Source organism: Mesorhizobium sp. P2_A12, from assembly GCF_056405075.1.
Genome location: NZ_JBFUCU010000003.1, coordinates 206,040 through 224,845, shown reverse-complemented (window position 1 = coordinate 224,845; position 18,806 = coordinate 206,040). Strand labels below are relative to the sequence as shown.

Genomic DNA, 18,806 nt, shown 5'->3' with positions numbered 1-18,806 from the left:
CACAATGAGCCAGGTGACCGCCAGCAGGAAGAACACCAACCGCGTCGTCGCGTTTGTCTGCCTTGCCTTCTTCGGCGGCATGATCGGCATGGCCTATGCCGCAGTGCCGCTCTACAAGATGTTCTGCCAGGCGACGGGCTATGGCGGCACCACGCGGCGCGCCACGCAGCAATACGCGAACCGGGTGCTCGACCGCGACATCGTTGTCCGTTTCGACGCCAACATCGCCGGCGTGCCCTGGGATTTCCAGCCGGTCGATCGTTCGATGACGATGAAGATCGGCGAGACCGTGCAGGCGCACTATCAGGCCACCAACAAGTTCGATCGCCCCGTTACCGGCCGCGCCACCTTCAATGTGCAGCCGGAACTGGCGGGGCCCTACTTCAACAAGGTCGAGTGCTTCTGCTTCACCGATACGACGCTGAAGCCCGGCGAGACGCTGGACATGCCGGTCGTGTTCTATGTGGATCCCGATATCGTGAATGTACCGGAACTCAAGGACGTGAAGACAATCACCCTGTCCTATACGATGTTCCCGGTCGAGAAGAGCAAGCCGGTCGCTTCATCAGTGCCGGTCCAAGGCAGCAGCAAGACAATTTCGAATACCGAAGCAAATCTCGGGGGTTGATATGGCAGACGCGCACGCAAAACCACACCATGACTACCATCTCGTCGACCCGAGCCCATGGCCGTTCCTGGGGTCCATCGGCGCGCTGGTGACCGCAATCGGCGGTGTCTGCCTGATGCAGTATCTCAAGGCCGGCGACTTCCCGATCTTCGGCTTCAACATCGCCAATCCGTGGCTGTTCTTCATCGGCCTTGCGATTGTTCTCTACACGATGTTCGCCTGGTGGTCGGACACGATCAAGGAAGCGCATGAGGGCCATCACACGCGTGTCGTGTCACTGCACCTGCGCTATGGCATGATCATGTTCATCGCCTCCGAGGTGATGTTCTTCGTGGCCTGGTTTTGGGCCTACTTCGACGCCAGCCTGTTTCCGGGCGAAGTGCAGCAATACGCCCGCACCGCGTTTACCGGCGGTGTCTGGCCGCCGAAGGGCATGGAGGTTCTCGATCCCTTCCACCTGCCACTCTACAACACCATCATCCTGCTGCTGTCGGGCACCACGGTGACCTGGGCGCACCATTCGCTCATCCATGGCGATCGCAAGGGGCTGATCAACGGCCTGGTGCTGACCGTCGGCCTTGGCATGCTGTTCACCATGGTGCAGGCCTACGAGTACATTCACGCTCCGTTCGCCTTCAAGGATTCCATCTACGGCGCCACCTTCTTCATGGCGACCGGCTTCCATGGCTTCCACGTCATCATCGGCACCATCTTCCTCTTGGTCTGCCTGATCAGGGCGATGAAGGGTGATTTCACCCCCAAGCAGCATTTCGGTTTCGAGGCGGCTGCCTGGTATTGGCACTTCGTCGACGTCGTCTGGCTGTTCCTGTTCTCAGCGATCTATGTCTGGGGATCGGCTGGCGCGGTGATCGAAGCCCACTGATTTCGACCTGAGCAAAACAAAGGGATAGAGCCCCATCCCGAGAAATGGGGATGGAACAGGCTCCAGGGATTTCAAGAAAGGCGGCCGCGGCGACGTGGCCGCCTTCTTCATTTCGGCGCAATGATCGCCGATCGATGGCCGATGCGGCTAACTCTTCTCTGTGCCATTTGCGCGTGCATGATCGCCACAGCGCCGGCCCTTGCTGGCGAGAAAGTCGATCTGGTGCGTGTCGACAAGTCGGACCGCCGGCTGGAGCTGATTGGCGACGGCAAGGTCCTGCGAAGCTACAGCATCGCGCTCGGCGGCGATCCGCTTGGGCACAAGCACCAGGAGGGCGATCAACGCACACCGGAGGGGCGCTATGTCCTCGACTGGCGCAATCCGAACAGCATCGCCCACAAGTCGATCCATATCTCCTATCCCAGTGCCGACGATCTGGCCGCCGCGAAAGCGCGCAATGTCGATGCGGGAGGCATGATCATGATCCACGGCCAGCCAAACGGTTTCGGCTGGTGGGGCTGGCTGCTTCAATTGGTCGACTGGACCGACGGCTGCATTGCGGCTACGGACTCCGACATGGACGAAATCTGGGCGATGGTGGCCGATGGGACGCCGATCGAGATCGAGCGGTAAGCAATGAGCGACGACAAGGCGATCTGGCCGCCGATCGATCCGATCTCGGCCGGCTTGCACGGGCGCTGCCCGCGCTGCGGCGAGGGGCGGTTGTTTTCCGGTTTCCTCACCGTTGGCAAGCGCTGCACCAATTGCGGCCTCGACTATTCCTACGCCGATGCCGGCGACGGGCCGGCGGTCTTCGTCATCCTGATCATTGGTTTCATCATCGTCGGCCTGGCGCTCTGGGTCGAAGTGACGTTGAGCCCGCCGCTCTGGCTGCATCTGCTGCTCTGGATCCCGCTGGCTGTTGCGCTGTGCCTGACGGCGCTTCGGCTGATCAAGGGCGTGCTGCTGACGCTGCAATACCGCAACAAGGCGGCCGAGGGCCGGCTGGATCGCGGCGAATGAGCGAGGCATCCATTGGAGCTGGCGTCCGCTCGCGGCCAAGGACGGCATTGCTGCTTGGCCTTGGCCTGGTGCTGTTGGCGATCCTGCTGGCGCTCGGCACCTGGCAGGTCCAGCGCCTGCACTGGAAGGAAGGCCTTCTGCAGACCATCGACCAGCGTACGCACTCGGCGCCGCAACCGCTCGCTGAGGTCGAAAGGGAATTCGCCGCCACCGGGGACGTCGACTATACGCCGGTGACCGTCAGCGGCACCTTCCTGCATTCCGGCGAACGGCATTTCTATGCCACCTGGGAAGGCGCAGCCGGCTTCAACGTCTACACGCCGCTGGCTCTCGGCGATGGCCGCTTCGTGCTGATCAATCGCGGCTTCGTACCCTACGATCTCAAGGATGCCGCCAAGCGCGCCAAGGGGCAGGTGATGGGCAAGGTGACGGTCACCGGGCTCGCCCGCAACCCGCTGCCGGCAAAGCCGTCGATGATGCTTCCCGACAACGACGTGGCGAAAAACATCTTCTACTGGAAGGACCGCGACGCGATGGCGGCGAGCGCCGGGCTGCCGGCGGGCGCCACGCTGGTGCCGATTTTCATCGACGCTGACAAGACGCCGAATCCGGGCGGATTGCCGGTCGGCGGCGTCACCATCATCGATCTGCCGAACAGCCACCTGCAATATGCGATGACCTGGTATGGCCTCGCCGCCGCACTCGCCGCCGTGCTCATTCTGCGGCTTCGCCGCCCCTTGAAAGAGGAATGAAGGCGACCGTCGCCCCCTTGCACTTGACAGGGCAGGGGTCGGCACCTCATTTCGGCTTTGATCAACCGGCCAGGATTTAATGCTTCAGACAACCACCAAGCCCCCCCTGACGATCCGGCTCTGCCAGCCGCGCGGCTTTTGCGCCGGCGTCGACCGCGCCATCCAGATCGTCGTGCTGGCGCTGAAGAAATATGGCGCGCCGGTCTATGTTCGCCATGAGATCGTCCACAACCGCTACGTCGTCGAGGGACTGCAAAGCCTCGGCGCCGTCTTCATCGAAGAGCTCTCCGAGATCCCGGCCGAGCATCGGCAGAGCCCGGTCGTTTTCTCGGCGCATGGCGTGCCGAAATCGGTTCCGGCGGACGCGCAGGCGCGCAACCTCTTCTATCTCGATGCCACTTGCCCGCTGGTCTCGAAGGTCCACAAGCAGGCGATGCGCCACCAGCGGCTTGGCCGCCATGTGCTGCTGATCGGCCATGCCGGACACCCGGAGGTGATCGGCACCATGGGCCAGCTGCCGGACGGCGCGGTGACGCTGATCGAGACCGAAGCAGATGCCGCGAAGCTTGCGCCTGCCGATCCGCAGGCGCTTGGCTTCGTTACCCAGACCACGTTGTCGGTCGAGGACACCGCCGGCATCATCCGCGCCTTGCAGGATCGCTTTCCGCAATTGCATGCCCCGGCGGCGGAATCGATCTGCTACGCAACCACCAACCGCCAGGAGGCGGTCAAGGAAACTGCCGCCGGCGCTGATCTCTATCTGATCGTCGGCGCGCCCAATTCTTCCAATTCGCGGCGTCTCGTCGAAGTGGCGGAGCGTGCCGGCGCCTCGATGTCGCTTCTCGTACAGCGCGCCGCCGAGATTCCGTGGAATGACATCGCCGGCATCTCGACGCTTGGCCTGTCGGCTGGAGCGTCGGCGCCGGAGATCATCGTCGACGAGATCATCGACGCGTTTCGCCAGCGCTTCGACGTCACGATCGACCTGGCCGTCACGGCCACGGAAACGGAGGATTTTCCGGTCATGCGGGTACTGCGCGATGTCGAACTGACGCGAGCCGACATGGCTTTCGTCAATGGAGCCGCGTAAGGCATATGGCGGTCTATACCGACGTTGCCGAAGGCGAACTCGGCGCATTCCTGAAGCACTATCCGGTCGGTAATCTCCTGTCCTACAAGGGCATCGCCGAAGGCACCGAGAACTCGAACTTCCTGCTGCACACCTCCAGCGGCTCGTACATCCTGACGCTCTATGAAAAGCGCGTCGACAAGGCGGATCTGCCGTTTTTCCTCGGGCTGATGGGTCATCTGGCCAAAAAAGGCGTCACTTGCCCACTGCCGGTGACCGCGCATGACGGCAGCGTCATCGGCACGCTCGCCGGCCGGCCGGCGGTCATCATCACATTCCTCGAAGGGCTCTCGCTGCGGCGGCCGACATCGACGCATTGCGGCGAGGTCGGCAAGGCCCTGGCGGCCCTGCATCTGGCCGGAGCCGATTTCTCGATGACGCGCCCGAACGCGCTCGCCATCGACGGCTGGCGCAAGCTTTGGAACGCCGCCCGCGACCGCGCCAACGAGGTTGAGCCGGGCCTTGCGGCCGAGGTCGATGCCGACTTCGCCGACTTCGAGCGGAACTGGCCGAAGGACCTTCCCCAAGGCATCATCCATGCCGATCTTTTCCCGGACAATGTCTTCTTTCTCGGCGAGAAGCTTTCCGGCCTGATCGACTTCTATTTCGCCTGCGACGACCTCTACGCCTACGATGTCGCCACCTGCCTCAACGCCTGGTGCTTCGAGAAGGATTTTTCCTTCAACCTGACCAAGGGCAAGGCATTGCTGGCTGGCTATCAGAGCGTGCGTCCCCTGAGCGACCAGGAAAAGGCGGCGCTGCCGATGCTGGCGCGCGGCTCGGCGCTACGCTTCATGCTGACCCGGCTCTACGACTGGTTGACCGTTCCCAATGGCGGGCTGGTGATGAAACGCGATCCGACCGAATATATCCGCAGGATGCGATTCCATCGGGCGATCAGGTCTCCTTCGGAATATGGATTGGCATGAGCAAACACGTTGAGATCTTCACCGACGGCGCCTGTTCGGGCAATCCTGGCCCTGGCGGCTGGGGCGCGATCCTGCGCTTCAACGGCACCACCAAGGAGCTTTCCGGCGGCGAGGCGGAGACCACCAACAATCGCATGGAGCTTCTCGCCGCCATCTCGGCGCTGAATGCGTTGAAGGAACCCTGCACGGTCGACCTTCATACCGACAGCAAATACGTCATGGATGGCATTTCCAAGTGGATCCACGGCTGGAAGAAGAACGGCTGGAAGACCGCCGACAAGAAGCCGGTCAAGAATGGTGAGCTCTGGCAGGCGCTGGATGAGGCCAACAGGCGTCACAGGGTGACCTGGAACTGGGTCAAGGGCCACGCCGGCCATGCCGAGAACGAGCGCGCCGACGAACTCGCGCGCGAGGGCATGGCGCCGTTCAAGAAAGGCCCGGTCAAGCCCGCTGCAGTGCCGAAGCCAGCTGCGCAGGCAAAACAGCCGGTAGCAGCGAAGGCGCGGCGTTCAACCCAGAGTTATTGAACTCAGGAGCAGGTCAGCACTCTCAGGCAGGGAGCCTCGATCATGCCGATCCTCCACTATGTCACCCATCCCCAGGTTCAGGTCGATGCCAACATTCCGGTGCCGGAATGGGGGCTATCCGACATTGGACGGGCGAGAGCGGTTGCGATGCTCGACCAGCCTGGGTTGGGTCGATCCGGCGCATCGTGTCGTCGGCTGAACGCAAGGCGCTGGAAACCGCCGAAATCCTTGCGACGCATCTCGGTCTTGCCACCGAGGTGAGGGAAAGGATGCATGAGAATGACCGCTCGGCGACGGGGTTCTTGCCGCCATCGGAGTTCGAAGCGGTCGCGGACCAGTTCTTCGCCAATCCTCATGACAGCATTCGCGGATGGGAACGGGCCATCGATGCCCAGCATCGCATCGTGAGCGAGGTCGACGCCGTTCTCGGCGCCGCCGACGCGGGCGACATTGCCTTCGTGGGCCATGGCGGCGTCGGAACGCTGCTGCTGCTCGCCCTCAGCGGTCGGCAAATCAGCCGCGAAGAGGATCAGCCGGCGGGCGGCGGCAACCACTTCGCCTACGATGTCGGCGCACGCCGCCTTGTCCACGGATGGCAGCCGATCGACGCACCGGTGCAGCGTCGCGACGATTAACTTCGGTTCAGCGGATCAGCAGCGCCGTGCCGTAAAGCCCGAGCGCGAACACCGTGTGCGACACGAGGTTGAGGGCGCGGATCTGCATCGGGTTGGGGCGTTTCGAGGCGGCCCAGCCGGCGCCCATGCCAGGCGCCAGCAGGAACCAGCCGGCGCCGACGGTGACGATGCCGAGGATGAAGGCAGGCAGGAAGGTTGGCGCCGCCAGCCATGCCGTTCCCGCCAGCGCGACCAGGATGATGCCGTAGACGATGCCGACAAGATAATGAAAGGCCCAGCCCAGCGGCACTTCCTGCGCGTACGGCTTTGCATCGCCGATATCGTCGTGGAAGACCTTGCCCTCACTGAGATGCCACACCCAGCGGCCGACCAGGCCCCAGTTCGGTCGTGGCTGAGCAAACACCGTGTTCAGGAAGATCGCCCAGATATCCATCAGCGCCGTGGCGCCGATGCCGATCGCGATACTGCGCCAGAAGATGTCAGACATCATCGCGGTCCCCCGAAAGCTGTCGGGCGAGGCGACCTTGCGGTCCCTGGCCCGACGCTGTCGCCGATATTTTAGAGCTGTCCCAGAATATGAGCCGCGCCGGACTCGTCGACGCCGGGCTTGGTCTCGACGTTGAGCGCGGTGACCTTGCCGTCATCGACGATTATCGAAAACCGCTTCGAGCGCAGTCCCATGCCGGCTGCGGAAAGGTCGTTGTCGAGGCCGACCGCCTTGGCGAAGTCACCGCTGCCATCGGCGAGGAACAGGATCTTGCCTTCGCCGCCAGTGAAGCGCGCCCAGGCGCCCATGACGTGGACGTCGTTGACCGAAACGACGGCGATGGTATCGACGCCGCGTGCCAGGATGGCGTCATGGTTCTCGAGATAGCCGGGAAGATGGTTGTTGCTGCAGGTCGGCGTGAAGGCGCCCGGAACACCGAAAAGCACAACCTTCTTGCCGGTGAAAATCTCGGCCGACGTGATCGGCTTCGCGCCGTCGGCGGTCATCGTCTTGAAGGTCACATCAGGCAGCTTGTCGCCAACGGAAATGGTCATGAGTTCCTCGTCTGGGAAATTGGGGGAGGTCGTGTGATTGCGTAGCGAACTCGACGGCCCTCTGCAACCGTCAAGGAGCGGCCTCAGTCCATGTCGCCCAAAAGTGAGCAGCGGTTTTGGCACCACGACATGGACAAAGAGAAGACCTTAAGGCGCGTCGCATGGATCCTTTCAATGCGGCGCGCTTTAGGGAAACGGCAACAGCCCTTCGACGGCGCCGGCCGAACTTGTCAGCGTATAGTGAAGCCCGCCATCCGTCGGCGTTGTCGACGGGCGGTCGAGGATCGGCACGGTGAAGATCAGCTTGCCGTCCTTTTCGCTGCGGGCAGGGGTGCCGAACATATAATCCCGCTCGCCGGCGACAAAGAAATCCGCCGCCTCCGGATCGCCGGGAAAGCTCGCCTCGACAACCAGCGTCTCGTGGTCACCCGGCAGCACGTTGATGCCGAAATCGGACCTTGCGGGTGTGGGCAACGCCGCGAAGCTCGCCTTCACCAGCGCCGTGTCTTCGGCATTGTCCGGGTCGGAGCCGGGGTCGACGGTCAGCCGCGTCTGCACCGGAATGCAGATCGTTTCGCAAATGCCGAGAAAGATGTCGGCGTCGATGACGGCTGGATCTTTGGCCGCCGACAGGGTGAACACGACCGGCAGCGAAACCGGATAGTCGTAGCCTGCCCATTTGCCATAGCCTTCGTCATGACGCTGCGGCGCCGGGAAGGAAAGTTGGGCGTCGGCGATGTTCGTGCTGGCTGAAATGTCGAGCTGCGGCGGCACGCCCGCGTCGCCCGGGTCACGCCAGTAGGTCTTCCAGCCGGGCTTGAGCGCTATGTCGAGAACGCCCTGGATGCGGCCGGCGGCATCGGCCTTGCCGCTGGTCACCAGCCGGACCTTGCCGCCTTCGCTGTTGTACCACGACGATGATGAAGCGGCGGCGGGAAGAACGGTTGCCGATCCGATGGCGGCGGCGAGCAGCAGGATTTTCAAGCTTTGCATGGCGGTGATTTGATCGTCCGTTCGTGGCCGCGCAATGTTTTCATGACCTTGCCGGTATCATATTTGCGTGACCTCGAGGGAAGAATGCTCCGCCTGGTCACATAGGCTTTGGTCGAATCCCGCACGGTGCATCTTTTCGGCGCTTTGGAAACGCGTTACCTTTGCTGTCATGGACTTGTTGCGCCACAAGAAGACGGCCGCCAGCCGCGGTTTTCTCGACGATCAGTTCCTGATTGCCATGCCCGGCATGAAGGACGACCGGTTCACGCGCTCGGTCATCTACGTCTGCGCGCATAGCGATGAAGGCGCGATGGGGCTGATCATCAACCAGACACAGCAGATGCTGTTTCCGGACCTGCTCGTGCAGCTGGGCATCATGAACGAACAGGAAGCGATCCGCTTGCCGGCGCAGGCTCGCGATTTCGTCGTGCGCAATGGCGGGCCCGTCGATCGCAGCCGGGGTTTCGTCCTGCATTCGGGCGACTACAGGGTGGAATCGTCGCTGACCGTTTCGGACGACATCTGCCTGACCGCGACAGTCGACATATTGCGCGCCATTTCGTCTGGCCGTGGACCCCGTCACGCGCTGATGGCGCTCGGCTATTCGGGCTGGGGCGCCGGCCAGCTGGAGACCGAGATCGCCGAGAATGGCTGGCTGACTTGCCCGGCCAACGCCGAGCTTCTGTTCGACACCGACATTGAGCGCAAGTACGACCGCATCCTCGCCTCGATCGGCATCGACCTCGCCCATCTCAGCCTCGCCGCCGGACACGCCTGACCGTCGAAGGGTTACGGGCCTGTTGGCGGCCAGGATATGGCCTGTGGAGTCGGCGAACCTTTACGAAGTTTCGAGATTGGCCGAAGCTTCCCAACTTCGTCATCCTAGGGCGAAGCAGGAGCGAAGCTCCGTCGCGGAGACCCTAGGATCCATGCCGTGACCCTTGGTGAAGAATGCAGCGAAACAGAGCTCTGCAGCGTCGCGGCGCTTTGAGGTCCCGGCATGGACCCGGGGTCTGTGCTGCGTCGCTTCGCTCCTTGCTTCGCCCCAGGATGACGAAGTGATGGTCGTTTCGGCCAATTCCAAGGCATGTCCCAAAACCGCCGCAGGCTTGAGCGACCCGCGTGAAATCCGGTCACGCCTGCGTCAGCGGATACTGTTCCTTCAGCGTCTTCAGCACCTGGTCGCCCGGCATCGGTGCGCCGAACATGAAGCTCTGCACATATTCGCAGCCCATCTGGCGCAACTCCAGCGCGTCGCGTTCGTCCGAAATGCCCTCGGCGACCACGGACAGTCCGAGTTCATGCGCCATGTTGACCATGGATTTGAGCAGCACCGCGCGTTTGGGTGTGTTGTCGTCGACAAAGCTCTTGTCGATCTTGATCGTGTCGAAGGGAAAACGCGTCAGATAAGCCAGTGAGGAATAGCCGGTGCCGAAATCGTCCAGCGACAGGCCGATGCCGAGCTGTTTCAGCTTGGTCAGCACATGGGCCGTCTGCTCGGGATTATCCATCACCAACGATTCGGTGAGCTCCAGCCGGAAGCAGCGCGGCTTCAGATTGGCGCGTGCGATGACCGAGCGGACGTCGCTGACCAGGTCGCGGCGGATGAGCTGGCGGCTGGACAGGTTGACCGAGACCGACAGCGGCGCGTCGCCGATCTGCTTTTGCCATCCGGCGAGGTCCTCGGCCGCCTGCTGCATGGCGAACAGGCCGAGTTGCACGATCAGCCCGCAGCTTTCGGCGACCGGGATGAAATCCGCCGGCGGGATCATGCCGCGACGCGGATGGTCCCAGCGCAGCAAGGCCTCGAAGCCGGCGACGCTGCCATCCTCCAGACGCACGATCGGCTGATAGGCGAGCGTGAATTCGCGCCGCTCGATGGCGCGGCGCAGGTCGGATTCGAACTGCAGCCTGTCGGTGCCGACGGTGCGGAAGGCCGGGCGGAACGGCTCGATCCTGTCGCCGCCGAAGCGCTTGGCCTGATGCATGGCAAGCTCGGCGTCCTTGACCATGTCCTCGGCCGACATCTGCGTCGAGTTCCAGGTGATCAGTCCGATCGATGCGGTCAGCACGATCTCGCGCTTGGCAAAGGTGATCGGGTTGTTGATGGCATGCTTGATGGCGTCGGCGACGGCGGCGATGCGGGACGGATCCTGCTCGGACAACAGCATCAGTGCGAACTGATCGCCGGCAAAACGCGACAGCGAATCCTTCGGCTTGAGCAGCCGGTGCAGCCGGCGCGCAATGGTCAAAAGGATGGTGTCGCCGGCCGAGATGCCGAGCCCGTCATTGACCTGCTTGAAACGGTCGATGTCGATGACGAAGACGGTCGGGCGCACTTTTTCTTCGGTGCGGGCGATCGAGATGACCGCTTCCAGCCGGTTCATCAACAGTTCGCGGTTCGGTAGCCCGGTCAAATTGTCGTGCACGGCATCGTGCAGCAGACGCTCCTCGGATTTTTTCTGCTCGGTGACGTCGACCATGGTGCCGACGCAGCGAATGACTTCGCCGTCCGACCCGATCACCGGCCGCGCGCGCAGCGAGAACCAGTGATAGTGGCCGTCGGCACCACGCAGGCGGAAGTTCTGCGACACCCGGCCGCGCCGGTGTTCCAGCACCACGTCGAGCGTCGTGCGGAAGGTGTCGCGGTCGTCGGCATGCAGCACCGGCAGCCAGTTGCGCGCGGCACCGCCAAGGCTGTTTGGCGCCAGGCCGAGCTGGATGCTGACATCGGGCTTGGTGACGACGCGGTCGCGCAGCACGTCCCAATCCCACACCGTATCGCCCGATCCGGCCACTGCCAGCGCCTGCCGCTCGAGGTCGGAGAACAGGCCCTGGTGCAGCGCGCCGCCGGCAAAGGCGTGCTGCATGACGGTGAAGCCGATCAGAAGGATGATCAGGATCAGCCCGCCGCCCAATGCCGGCTGGGCGATGTCGTTGTCGAGCATGCCGGTGATCGCCATCCACGACCCGCACAGCCACAACAGCACCATGACCCAACTGGGCACCAGCATGATGGCGCGGTCGTAGCCGCGTATGCCGAGGAAGATGATCAGGCCGAGCCCGGTCAGCGCGGTGGCGGCGAAGGACAGCCTGGCGATGCCGGCGGCGACCGCAGGATCGACGATGGCGACGCCGGCGATCAGCAGCAGTCCAAGGATCCAGACCAGCGCGCCATAGCTGAAATGGCCGTGCCATCGGTTGAGGTTGAGATAGGCGAAAAGGAACACCACGAAGGTCCCCGCCAGCGCCACCTCGGTTCCTGCTCGCCACATCTGCTCGTTGCCGGGCGAGATCTCGATGATCTTGTTGAGGAAGCCGAAATCGACGCAGATATAGGCCAGCACCGCCCAGGCGAGCGCCGCGGTCGCCGGGAACATCGAGGTTCCCTTGACCACGAAAAGGATGGTCAGGAACAGCGCCAGCAGGCCGGCGATGCCGATGACGATGCCGCGAAACAGCGTGTAGGAATTGACCGAGTCCTTGTAGGATTCCGGGTCCCACAAATAGACCTGCGGCAGTTTCGGCGAAGCCAGTTCGGCGATGAAGGTGATCACCGTGCCCGGATTCAGCGTCACGCGGAACACGTCGGCGTCGGGGCTGGTCTGGCGGTCGAGAGCGAAGCCCTCGCTGGGGGTGATGGCGGCGATGCGCGTCGAGCCGAGATCGGGCCAGAAGATGCCGGAATTCACCAGCCGGAAATGCGGCGCGACGATCAGCCGGTCGAGCTGCTGGTCGGTGGTGTTGGCCAGCGCGAACACCGCCCAGTCGCCGGTCGAGCGCGCATCATTGGCCTCGACTTCGATGCGCCGCACGATGCCGTCCGGCCCAGGAGCGGTCGACACCTGGAAATTCTCGCCCTGGTTCCGGTAGATCTCGACGGCGCCCGAAAGGTCGAGCGCGACGTCGTCGCGGGCAATCTTGATCGGTTCGACGGCGAAGGCCGACGATGCCGCGCACAGTGTCAGGATTGTCGCGAGGACAAAGGCGAACAGCGGCCCTTTTCGCAGGAAATTCGTCAAAATCAGTCCTTCGTTCCAGCGCCCGGCGGATCGTCCGAGATCCGGGCGTAGAGGTAGTGGTCCTGCCAGATGCCGTTGATCCTGAGATAGGATCGCAGAAGTCCTTCGCGCCGGAATCCGGCTTTTTCAAGCACGCGGATCGACCGGGCGTTGTCGGGAATACAGGCCGCTTCGATCCGGTGCAACCTCAGCGTATCGAAGGCGAAGCGCGTCACCACCTTGACCGCGTCGGTCATCAGGCCACGACCGCCAAAGCGCTCGCCGATCCAATAGCCGACATGGCCGCTTTGCGAGACGCCATGGCGTATGTTTCCGAGCGTGATACCACCCGCCAGCTTGCCGCTGCTCTTTTCGAAGATGAAGAAGGCGATCGCGGTTCCCTGCGCATAGTCTTCGCGGTAGCGGCTGATGCGCAGCCGCCAGGCGGTGCGGTCGAGTTCATCGGGAGTCCAGCGTGGTTCCCATGGTTCGAGAAAGGCACGGCTTTCGCCACGCACCGCCGCCCATTCGCGATAGTCATTCGTGAAGGGCACGCGCAGCATGACGTGGTCACCCTTCAGCGCCGGCAGATCACGGCGAAAGAAAGGGAGCGCGAACACGACGCTTTGAGGGGCTTAGACGGCGAGCTTGCGGGTCGCGGTCTGCGTGCCCGCAAGCGAATCGAGGATCGCCTCGTATGGCGCCAGCGTACCCACAGGCCCGACAGCTGTAAGCGTCGGCTTGGTCGAGAACAGCCGCGACGACAGGTCGGTCAGCCGCTCGATCGTGAGCGCCGACAGCCGTTCCATCAGTTCCTCCTTGGCAATCGGCCTGCCGAACAGAAGCAGCTGCCGCGCGATCTGCGAGGCGCGGCTGGCCGGGCTTTCGGCGGACATGATCAGCCCGGCGCGATATTGGGCGCGCGCCCGGTCGAGTTCTTCCTGCAGGATCTTCTCACCGGCCTTCTGCAGTTCGTCGATGATGACCGGCACCAGTTCGGCAATGTCGCTCTGACCGGTCGCGGCATGGACGCCGAAGACGCCGGTGTCGGAAAAGCCCCAGTGGAAGGCATAGACCGAATAGCACAGGCCGCGCTTTTCGCGGACTTCCTGGAAAAGACGCGACGACATGCCGCCGCCGAGGATCATCGATAGCACCTGCGAGGCATAGAAGTCGCGCACATGATAGGCGCGGCCCTCGAAGCCCAGCACGATCTGCGCGTCCATCAGGTCGCGGTCCTCGCGGAAGTCGCCGCCGACATATTGCGCATACTGCGGGATGGTGCTGTCGGCCTTGCTGCGGAAGCCGCCGAGTTGTTTTTCGACCTCGCGCACGAAATTGTCGTGCTTGATGTCGCCGGCAGCGACGATCACCATGCGCTCGGCGCCATATTGCCGTTCGATGAAATCGTGTAACTGCTTCGAGGTGAAGGATTTGACCGTTTCCGGCGTGCCCAGGATCGAGCGACCGATCGTCTGGTGGCGGAAGGCCGTCTCGGTGAAACGGTCGAAGACGATGTCGTCGGGCGTGTCGTGTGCTGCGCCGATCTCTTGCAGGATCACATGCTGCTCGCGTTCGAGCTCCTGCGGGTCGAACTCGGACTCCTGCAGGATGTCGGCAAGAATATCGACGGCCAGCGGCACGTCGTCGGAGAGCACCCTGGCATAGTAGGAGGTGGTCTCGACGCTGGTGGCGGCGTTGATCTCGCCGCCGACGTCCTCGATCTCCGAGGCGATTTCGAAGGCGCTTCGCCTTTTCGTGCCCTTGAACGCCATGTGCTCGAGCAGATGGGCCATGCCATGCTCTTCGTCACGTTCATTGCGGGCACCTGACTTGACCCAGGCACCAAGGGCAACCGATTCGATGCTTTGAAGGGTTTCGGTGGCGACTGTCAGGCCGTTCGACAGACGGCTTACCTCAACACCCATATGGCTACTACTCCCTAACGCGCCGCCCGCGCGCGGCGGCCGACGTAATCTTCCACCATTTTCAGGTCGGATGGAAGTACCGTGTATTTTTCCTCCGATGTCATCAACCCACCTAGCCATGCGGGCAGTGCAGGCAAGACGCCGCTGGCGGCTTCGACGGCGGCCGGGAACTTTGCCGGATGGGCGGTGCCCAGCACCACCATCGGCACCGCGCCTGAAGCCTTGCCCGCCGCGACATGCACGGCTGCCGCGGTGTGCGGATCGAGCAGGTAGTTGCTGCCGGCGAGCGTCGAACGGATGGTGGCGGCGACCTCGTCCATGGTCGCGCGGCCGGCGTCGAATTCCGACCGCATCCCAGCGATTTGCTGGGTTTCGATGGTGAAAGCGCCGGACTGCTTGAGACTGTCCATGTAGCGCCGCACGGTCGCCGCGTCACGGTCGGAGGCCTCGAACAGCAGGCGTTCGAAATTCGACGACACCTGTATGTCCATCGACGGCGAAGTGGTCGCAAAGACACCCTTGGTACGGTATTCCCCGGTTGCGAAAGTCCGCGCCAGGATGTCGTTGTCGTTGGTGGCGATGATCAGCCGCTCGATCGGCAGGCCCATCTTCTTGGCGGCGTAGCCGGCGAAGATATCGCCGAAATTACCTGTCGGCACCGTGAAGGAGACCGGCCTGTCCGGCGCGCCCAGCGATAGAGCCGAGGAGAAATAATAGACGATCTGGGCCATGATGCGGGCCCAGTTGATCGAATTGACGCCCGAAAGCGCAACCCGGTCGCGAAAGCCGTGATCGTTGAACATGTCCTTGAGCAGGCCTTGGCAATCGTCGAAATTGCCTTCGATGGCCAGCGCATGAACGTTTTCAGCCGTCGACGTCGTCATCTGCCGCTGCTGCACCGGCGAGACGCGGCAATGCGGGAAAAGGATGAAGATGTCGGTGCGGTTACGCCCGGCAAAGGCATCGATGGCAGCGCCGCCGGTATCGCCTGAGGTGGCGCCGACGATGGTGGCGTGCTGGTCGCGTTCGGCAAGCACATGGTCCATCAGCCGGGCCAGAAGCTGCATCGCCACGTCCTTGAAGGCGAGCGTCGGCCCGTGGAAGAGTTCCAGGATGAAGGTGTTGGGGCCGGTCTGCACCAGCGGGCAGACGGCCTCATGGCGGAAAGTGGCATAGGCTTCGCGGACCAGGCGCTCGAAGACGGGCGTCGGGATTTCGTCGCCAAGGAAGGGCGACAGCACGCGGATCGCAAGATCGGGGTAGGCGAGGCCCCGCATAGCGCGGATCTCGGCAGCGGAAAACTGTGGCCACTCGCGCGGCACGTAGAGTCCGCCGTCTCGCGCCAGGCCAGCCAGCACAGCGTCCGAAAATCCAAGCACGGGCGCTTCCCCGCGGGTACTCACATAGTGCATGTCACAAATCCGTTACCGCTGGGTTTTCCGTTCACCACAAGGTGGTTAATTTCTGCGCTGGCTCAGTCGCATTTTTGCCGCGCGGTTGATATACGTCACCAGCTTTGCGAGAGGGAAGTGCAGTTTCATGGCGTTTCGTACATTCAGTGGCCGCTTTTTGGCGGGTCTGGCGCTCACCGGCTTTATGCTCGCCGCCGCCGGCTGCCAATCGAGCGACAACGGTATCCTGAACCTCGGTTTCGGCAAGAAGGATCCGACAGCGCCGCCGCCGCCCCAAGATCCCAAGGTCCTGGCCAGCCAGTTGCAGGGCTATTGTCCCAGAGTGACGGTGCGAGACGGTACGGCCTTCTTCAACACCTATGCCAAGGGCGTCCAGAAGCCCAAGTCGAAGGCCATGCGCAAGCCGAGGAACCAGGCCGAGGCCGAGCAGCAGGCTCAGGAGGCGCAGGCCGCGGCCGACGCGGCTGCGACACCGCCGGACGAGTCTGCGAACATCATCTACCAGGCGTCGATCAGCGACGTGACCCGTGATTGCCTGCGCGCCAACGGGCAGTTGACAATGAAGATCGCGGTCGCCGGCAAGGTTGTGCCCGGACCGAACTTTTCTCCCGGCACCATCACCATGCCGATCCGTATCGCGGTGATGCATGGCACGGATGTCCTCTACTCGCAGATCCATCCGTATCAGATCCAGGTCACCGACCCGTCGGTCGCGACGCAGTTTGTCTTCACAGATTCCAATGTCGTCGTGCCCGAACCGTCAGCGCAGGACTATCAGGCCTTTGCCGGCTATGACGAAACCGCGCCGAAGGGGACGACGGACAAGCCGAAGAAGAATCACAAGAAGAAGGCTGTCGCGACGAACTAGTCTCGCGTTGCGACGCACGTCTCTCAGGCGTCAGCCGACCACTCCGACAGCGCGGCGATCACGCTTTTCAGCTCCGCCCAGCGGCGGATGACCGTCTCTGCGCCGGCTTCCGTCAAGGCGTCGGCATGGCCGGGGTAGCTGTGGCCGGCGCCGGTGAAGCCGATCACGCGCATGCCGGCCGTCCTGGCGCCGTGGACGCCGTGCACGGAATCCTCGATGACGAAAGTGTTCGCCGGCTTGGCGTTGAGTTTCTCCGCCGCGAACAGGAACACGTCGGGCGCCGGTTTGGTCTTCTTGCTTGGTATCTCCAGGGCCGAAAAGATCCGGCCGGCGAAATACGGCAGCAGCTGCACTTTCTCCAGCATGAATTCGATCCGCTCGGAACGCGAATTCGAACAGACGCAGTGCGGAACGGTGACCGCGGCGACCGCCTCGCGCGCGCCGTCGATGGCGCGGACGTCGCTGCGCAACTTGCGATCGACGAGGTCTTCGGCGCGGTCGATCAGCGAGGCCTGGAACGGGATGCTGGATTTCTCCTCGACCCGCATCATGATGTCCTTGAAGGTCAGTCCGGCGTAGGTCTCGGCGAGTTCCTCAGCCGATATTTCGTAGCCGGCCGAGGTCAGCAACTCCGCCTCGACCCGCGCGGCGACGATTTCGGAATCGACGAGCACGCCGTCGCAATCGAAGATGACAAGGTCTGGCTGGGGCATGGTGATCCGGACGGTTGGGAGAAGGAAGGGCCAGGGAAGGCTCAGGCGGCGCGGCATACACCAACAGGGCCGCCTTCGCAAATTTGGAGATCCGCGGTTTTGACCTTCACCGAATATTTACGCTGATCGGTAACCATAACAGAGAGTAAAACTGTAACGCGTGCCTTGGGTGTCAGAATGTCTGCCGTGCGTCTTCTCGACGAGCTATCCCACGCCCCCCAGCAATCCGAATGGCTGGACACGATCCTCAAGGGTGACTGCGTTGCCGCGCTCGATCGGCTGCCGGAAAAGTCGATCGACGTCATTTTCGCCGATCCGCCCTACAATCTTCAGCTCGACGGCGACCTGCACCGGCCAGATCAGTCGAAGGTCGATGCGGTCGACGACGAGTGGGACCAGTTCGAGAGCTTCGAGGCCTACGACGCCTTCACCCGCGCCTGGCTGCTGGCGGCGCGGCGGGTGCTGAAGCCCAATGGCACCATCTGGGTCATCGGCTCTTATCACAACATCTTCCGGGTCGGCGCCAAGATGCAGGATCTGGGCTTCTGGATCCTCAACGACGTCGTCTGGCGCAAGACCAATCCGATGCCGAATTTCCGTGGCCGCCGGTTCCAGAATGCGCATGAGACGATGATCTGGGCGTCGCGCGACCAGAAAGGCAAGGGCTACACCTTCAACTACGAAGCCATGAAGGCCTCGAACGACGACATCCAGATGCGCTCCGACTGGCTGTTTCCGATCTGCACCGGCGGCGAGCGGCTGAAGAACGACAATGGCGACAAGCTGCATCCGACGCAGAAGCCGGAAGCGCTGCTCGCCCGCATCATGATGGCCTCGACCAAACCGGGCGACGTCGTGCTCGACCCCTTCTTCGGCTCAGGCACCACCGGCGCGGTGGCCAAGCGCCTTGGCCGCCATTTCGTCGGCATCGAGCGCGAGCAGGCCTATATCGACGCCGCCAACGAGCGCATCGACGCGGTTCGGCCCCTGGACGGCGCCGACCTGACCGTGCTCACCGGCAAGCGCGCCGAGCCACGCGTCGCCTTCGTCAGCCTCATCGACACCGGGCTGGTGACGCCTGGCGCCATGCTCTACGACGCCAAGAAGCGCTGGGCGGCCAAGGTGCGCGCCGATGGCACCGTGGCGATCGGCGACAGCGCCGGCTCGATCCACAAGATCGGCGCCGAAGTGCAGGGCCTGGATGCCTGCAACGGCTGGACCTTCTGGCACTATGAGCGCAGCGGCGGCCTGACCCCGATCGACGAGCTTCGCCGCATTGCCCGGCTCGGTATGGAGCGGGCAGGGGCCTGAACCCCTGCCAATTGCCACCATTCTCGCTGACTC

General features: G+C 63.1%; 19 protein-coding genes and 1 pseudogene. 12 read left to right on the top strand and 8 right to left on the bottom strand.

What is annotated here, in order from left to right; translation table 11 throughout:
- The first annotated feature begins 4 nt into the window (after positions 1-4).
- The 9 genes and pseudogenes from AC1DZU_RS08640 (at position 5) to AC1DZU_RS08600 (ending at position 6,506) form a co-directional block, all read left to right on the top strand.
- Complete coding sequence (locus tag AC1DZU_RS08640; protein ID WP_095091934.1) at positions 5-628, top strand: cytochrome c oxidase assembly protein; 624 nt, start codon at positions 5-7, stop codon at positions 626-628.
- 1 nt (position 629) lies between these two features.
- Positions 630-1,511 carry a cytochrome c oxidase subunit 3 gene (locus tag AC1DZU_RS08635; protein ID WP_184871398.1) on the top strand — a complete coding sequence of 294 codons (882 nt, stop codon included), beginning with the start codon at positions 630-632 and terminating at the stop codon, positions 1,509-1,511.
- 141 nt (positions 1,512-1,652) lie between these two features.
- Complete coding sequence (locus AC1DZU_RS08630) at positions 1,653-2,144, top strand: L,D-transpeptidase family protein (RefSeq protein WP_477283653.1); 492 nt, start codon at positions 1,653-1,655, stop codon at positions 2,142-2,144.
- A 3-nt stretch (positions 2,145-2,147) separates the two neighbouring features.
- A complete protein-coding gene (locus tag AC1DZU_RS08625; RefSeq protein ID WP_477283649.1) occupies positions 2,148-2,534 on the top strand; it encodes a DUF983 domain-containing protein in 387 nt (128 codons plus the stop codon).
- Positions 2,531-3,286, top strand: coding sequence for an SURF1 family protein (locus AC1DZU_RS08620; RefSeq protein WP_477283647.1), 756 nt, complete (start codon positions 2,531-2,533; stop codon positions 3,284-3,286). The genes AC1DZU_RS08625 and AC1DZU_RS08620 overlap by 4 nt, the downstream gene beginning before the upstream one ends.
- Before the next feature lie 79 nt (positions 3,287-3,365).
- Positions 3,366-4,376, top strand: a complete 1,011-nt coding sequence (gene ispH, locus AC1DZU_RS08615) for a 4-hydroxy-3-methylbut-2-enyl diphosphate reductase (RefSeq protein ID WP_477283645.1) — start codon at positions 3,366-3,368, stop codon at positions 4,374-4,376.
- A 5-nt stretch (positions 4,377-4,381) separates the two neighbouring features.
- Positions 4,382-5,344 (top strand): homoserine kinase, encoded by a 963-nt coding sequence (locus AC1DZU_RS08610; RefSeq protein ID WP_477283643.1) that lies wholly within the window; start codon positions 4,382-4,384, stop codon positions 5,342-5,344.
- Positions 5,341-5,871 carry a ribonuclease HI gene (gene rnhA, locus AC1DZU_RS08605; RefSeq protein WP_477283641.1) on the top strand — a complete coding sequence of 177 codons (531 nt, stop codon included), beginning with the start codon at positions 5,341-5,343 and terminating at the stop codon, positions 5,869-5,871. The genes AC1DZU_RS08610 and rnhA overlap by 4 nt, the downstream gene beginning before the upstream one ends.
- A 42-nt stretch (positions 5,872-5,913) precedes the next feature.
- A pseudogene (locus AC1DZU_RS08600) lies at positions 5,914-6,506 on the top strand (histidine phosphatase family protein).
- Between the two features lie 7 nt (positions 6,507-6,513).
- Here the strand turns inward: AC1DZU_RS08600 and AC1DZU_RS08595 are convergent.
- The 3 genes from AC1DZU_RS08595 to AC1DZU_RS08585 form a co-directional block, all read right to left on the bottom strand.
- Entirely contained in the window at positions 6,514-6,993 is a 480-nt protein-coding gene (locus AC1DZU_RS08595; RefSeq protein WP_477284194.1) for a DUF2938 domain-containing protein, read from the bottom strand.
- Between the two features lie 71 nt (positions 6,994-7,064).
- Entirely contained in the window at positions 7,065-7,547 is a 483-nt protein-coding gene (locus tag AC1DZU_RS08590) for a redoxin family protein (RefSeq protein WP_477283639.1), read from the bottom strand.
- Between the two features lie 186 nt (positions 7,548-7,733).
- On the bottom strand, positions 7,734-8,540 hold the full coding sequence (locus AC1DZU_RS08585) for a protein-disulfide reductase DsbD domain-containing protein (RefSeq protein ID WP_477283637.1): 807 nt from the start codon (positions 8,538-8,540) through the stop codon (positions 7,734-7,736).
- A gap of 169 nt (positions 8,541-8,709) precedes the next feature.
- On the opposite strand from AC1DZU_RS08585, the gene AC1DZU_RS08580 reads away from it, so the two are divergent.
- A complete protein-coding gene (locus tag AC1DZU_RS08580; protein WP_091576862.1) occupies positions 8,710-9,318 on the top strand; it encodes a YqgE/AlgH family protein in 609 nt (202 codons plus the stop codon).
- Between the two features lie 355 nt (positions 9,319-9,673).
- On the opposite strand, the gene AC1DZU_RS08575 is transcribed toward AC1DZU_RS08580, so the two are convergent.
- From AC1DZU_RS08575 to thrC, 4 genes are read right to left on the bottom strand one after another with little or no spacing between them, the layout of a single operon-like run.
- Positions 9,674-12,562 carry an EAL domain-containing protein gene (locus tag AC1DZU_RS08575; RefSeq protein ID WP_477283635.1) on the bottom strand — a complete coding sequence of 963 codons (2,889 nt, stop codon included), beginning with the start codon at positions 12,560-12,562 and terminating at the stop codon, positions 9,674-9,676.
- A 2-nt stretch (positions 12,563-12,564) separates the two neighbouring features.
- Positions 12,565-13,161, bottom strand: a complete 597-nt coding sequence (locus AC1DZU_RS08570; protein ID WP_095091947.1) for a GNAT family N-acetyltransferase — start codon at positions 13,159-13,161, stop codon at positions 12,565-12,567.
- 15 nt (positions 13,162-13,176) lie between these two features.
- Positions 13,177-14,469 (bottom strand): M16 family metallopeptidase, encoded by a 1,293-nt coding sequence (locus tag AC1DZU_RS08565; RefSeq protein ID WP_095091948.1) that lies wholly within the window; start codon positions 14,467-14,469, stop codon positions 13,177-13,179.
- A gap of 14 nt (positions 14,470-14,483) precedes the next feature.
- Entirely contained in the window at positions 14,484-15,881 is a 1,398-nt protein-coding gene (gene thrC, locus AC1DZU_RS08560; RefSeq protein WP_477283632.1) for a threonine synthase, read from the bottom strand.
- A 127-nt stretch (positions 15,882-16,008) separates the two neighbouring features.
- On the opposite strand from thrC, the gene AC1DZU_RS08555 reads away from it, so the two are divergent.
- Positions 16,009-16,749 (top strand): hypothetical protein, encoded by a 741-nt coding sequence (locus AC1DZU_RS08555; RefSeq protein ID WP_477283630.1) that lies wholly within the window; start codon positions 16,009-16,011, stop codon positions 16,747-16,749.
- A 23-nt stretch (positions 16,750-16,772) separates the two neighbouring features.
- On the opposite strand, the gene AC1DZU_RS08550 is transcribed toward AC1DZU_RS08555, so the two are convergent.
- The gene (locus AC1DZU_RS08550) at positions 16,773-17,462 is read right to left on the bottom strand and encodes an HAD family hydrolase (protein WP_477283628.1); all 690 of its coding nucleotides are present in this window, start codon (positions 17,460-17,462) and stop codon (positions 16,773-16,775) included.
- A 177-nt stretch (positions 17,463-17,639) separates the two neighbouring features.
- On the opposite strand from AC1DZU_RS08550, the gene AC1DZU_RS08545 reads away from it, so the two are divergent.
- Positions 17,640-18,773 (top strand): DNA methyltransferase, encoded by a 1,134-nt coding sequence (locus AC1DZU_RS08545; RefSeq protein ID WP_477283626.1) that lies wholly within the window; start codon positions 17,640-17,642, stop codon positions 18,771-18,773.
- The last annotated feature ends 33 nt before the right edge of the window (positions 18,774-18,806 follow it).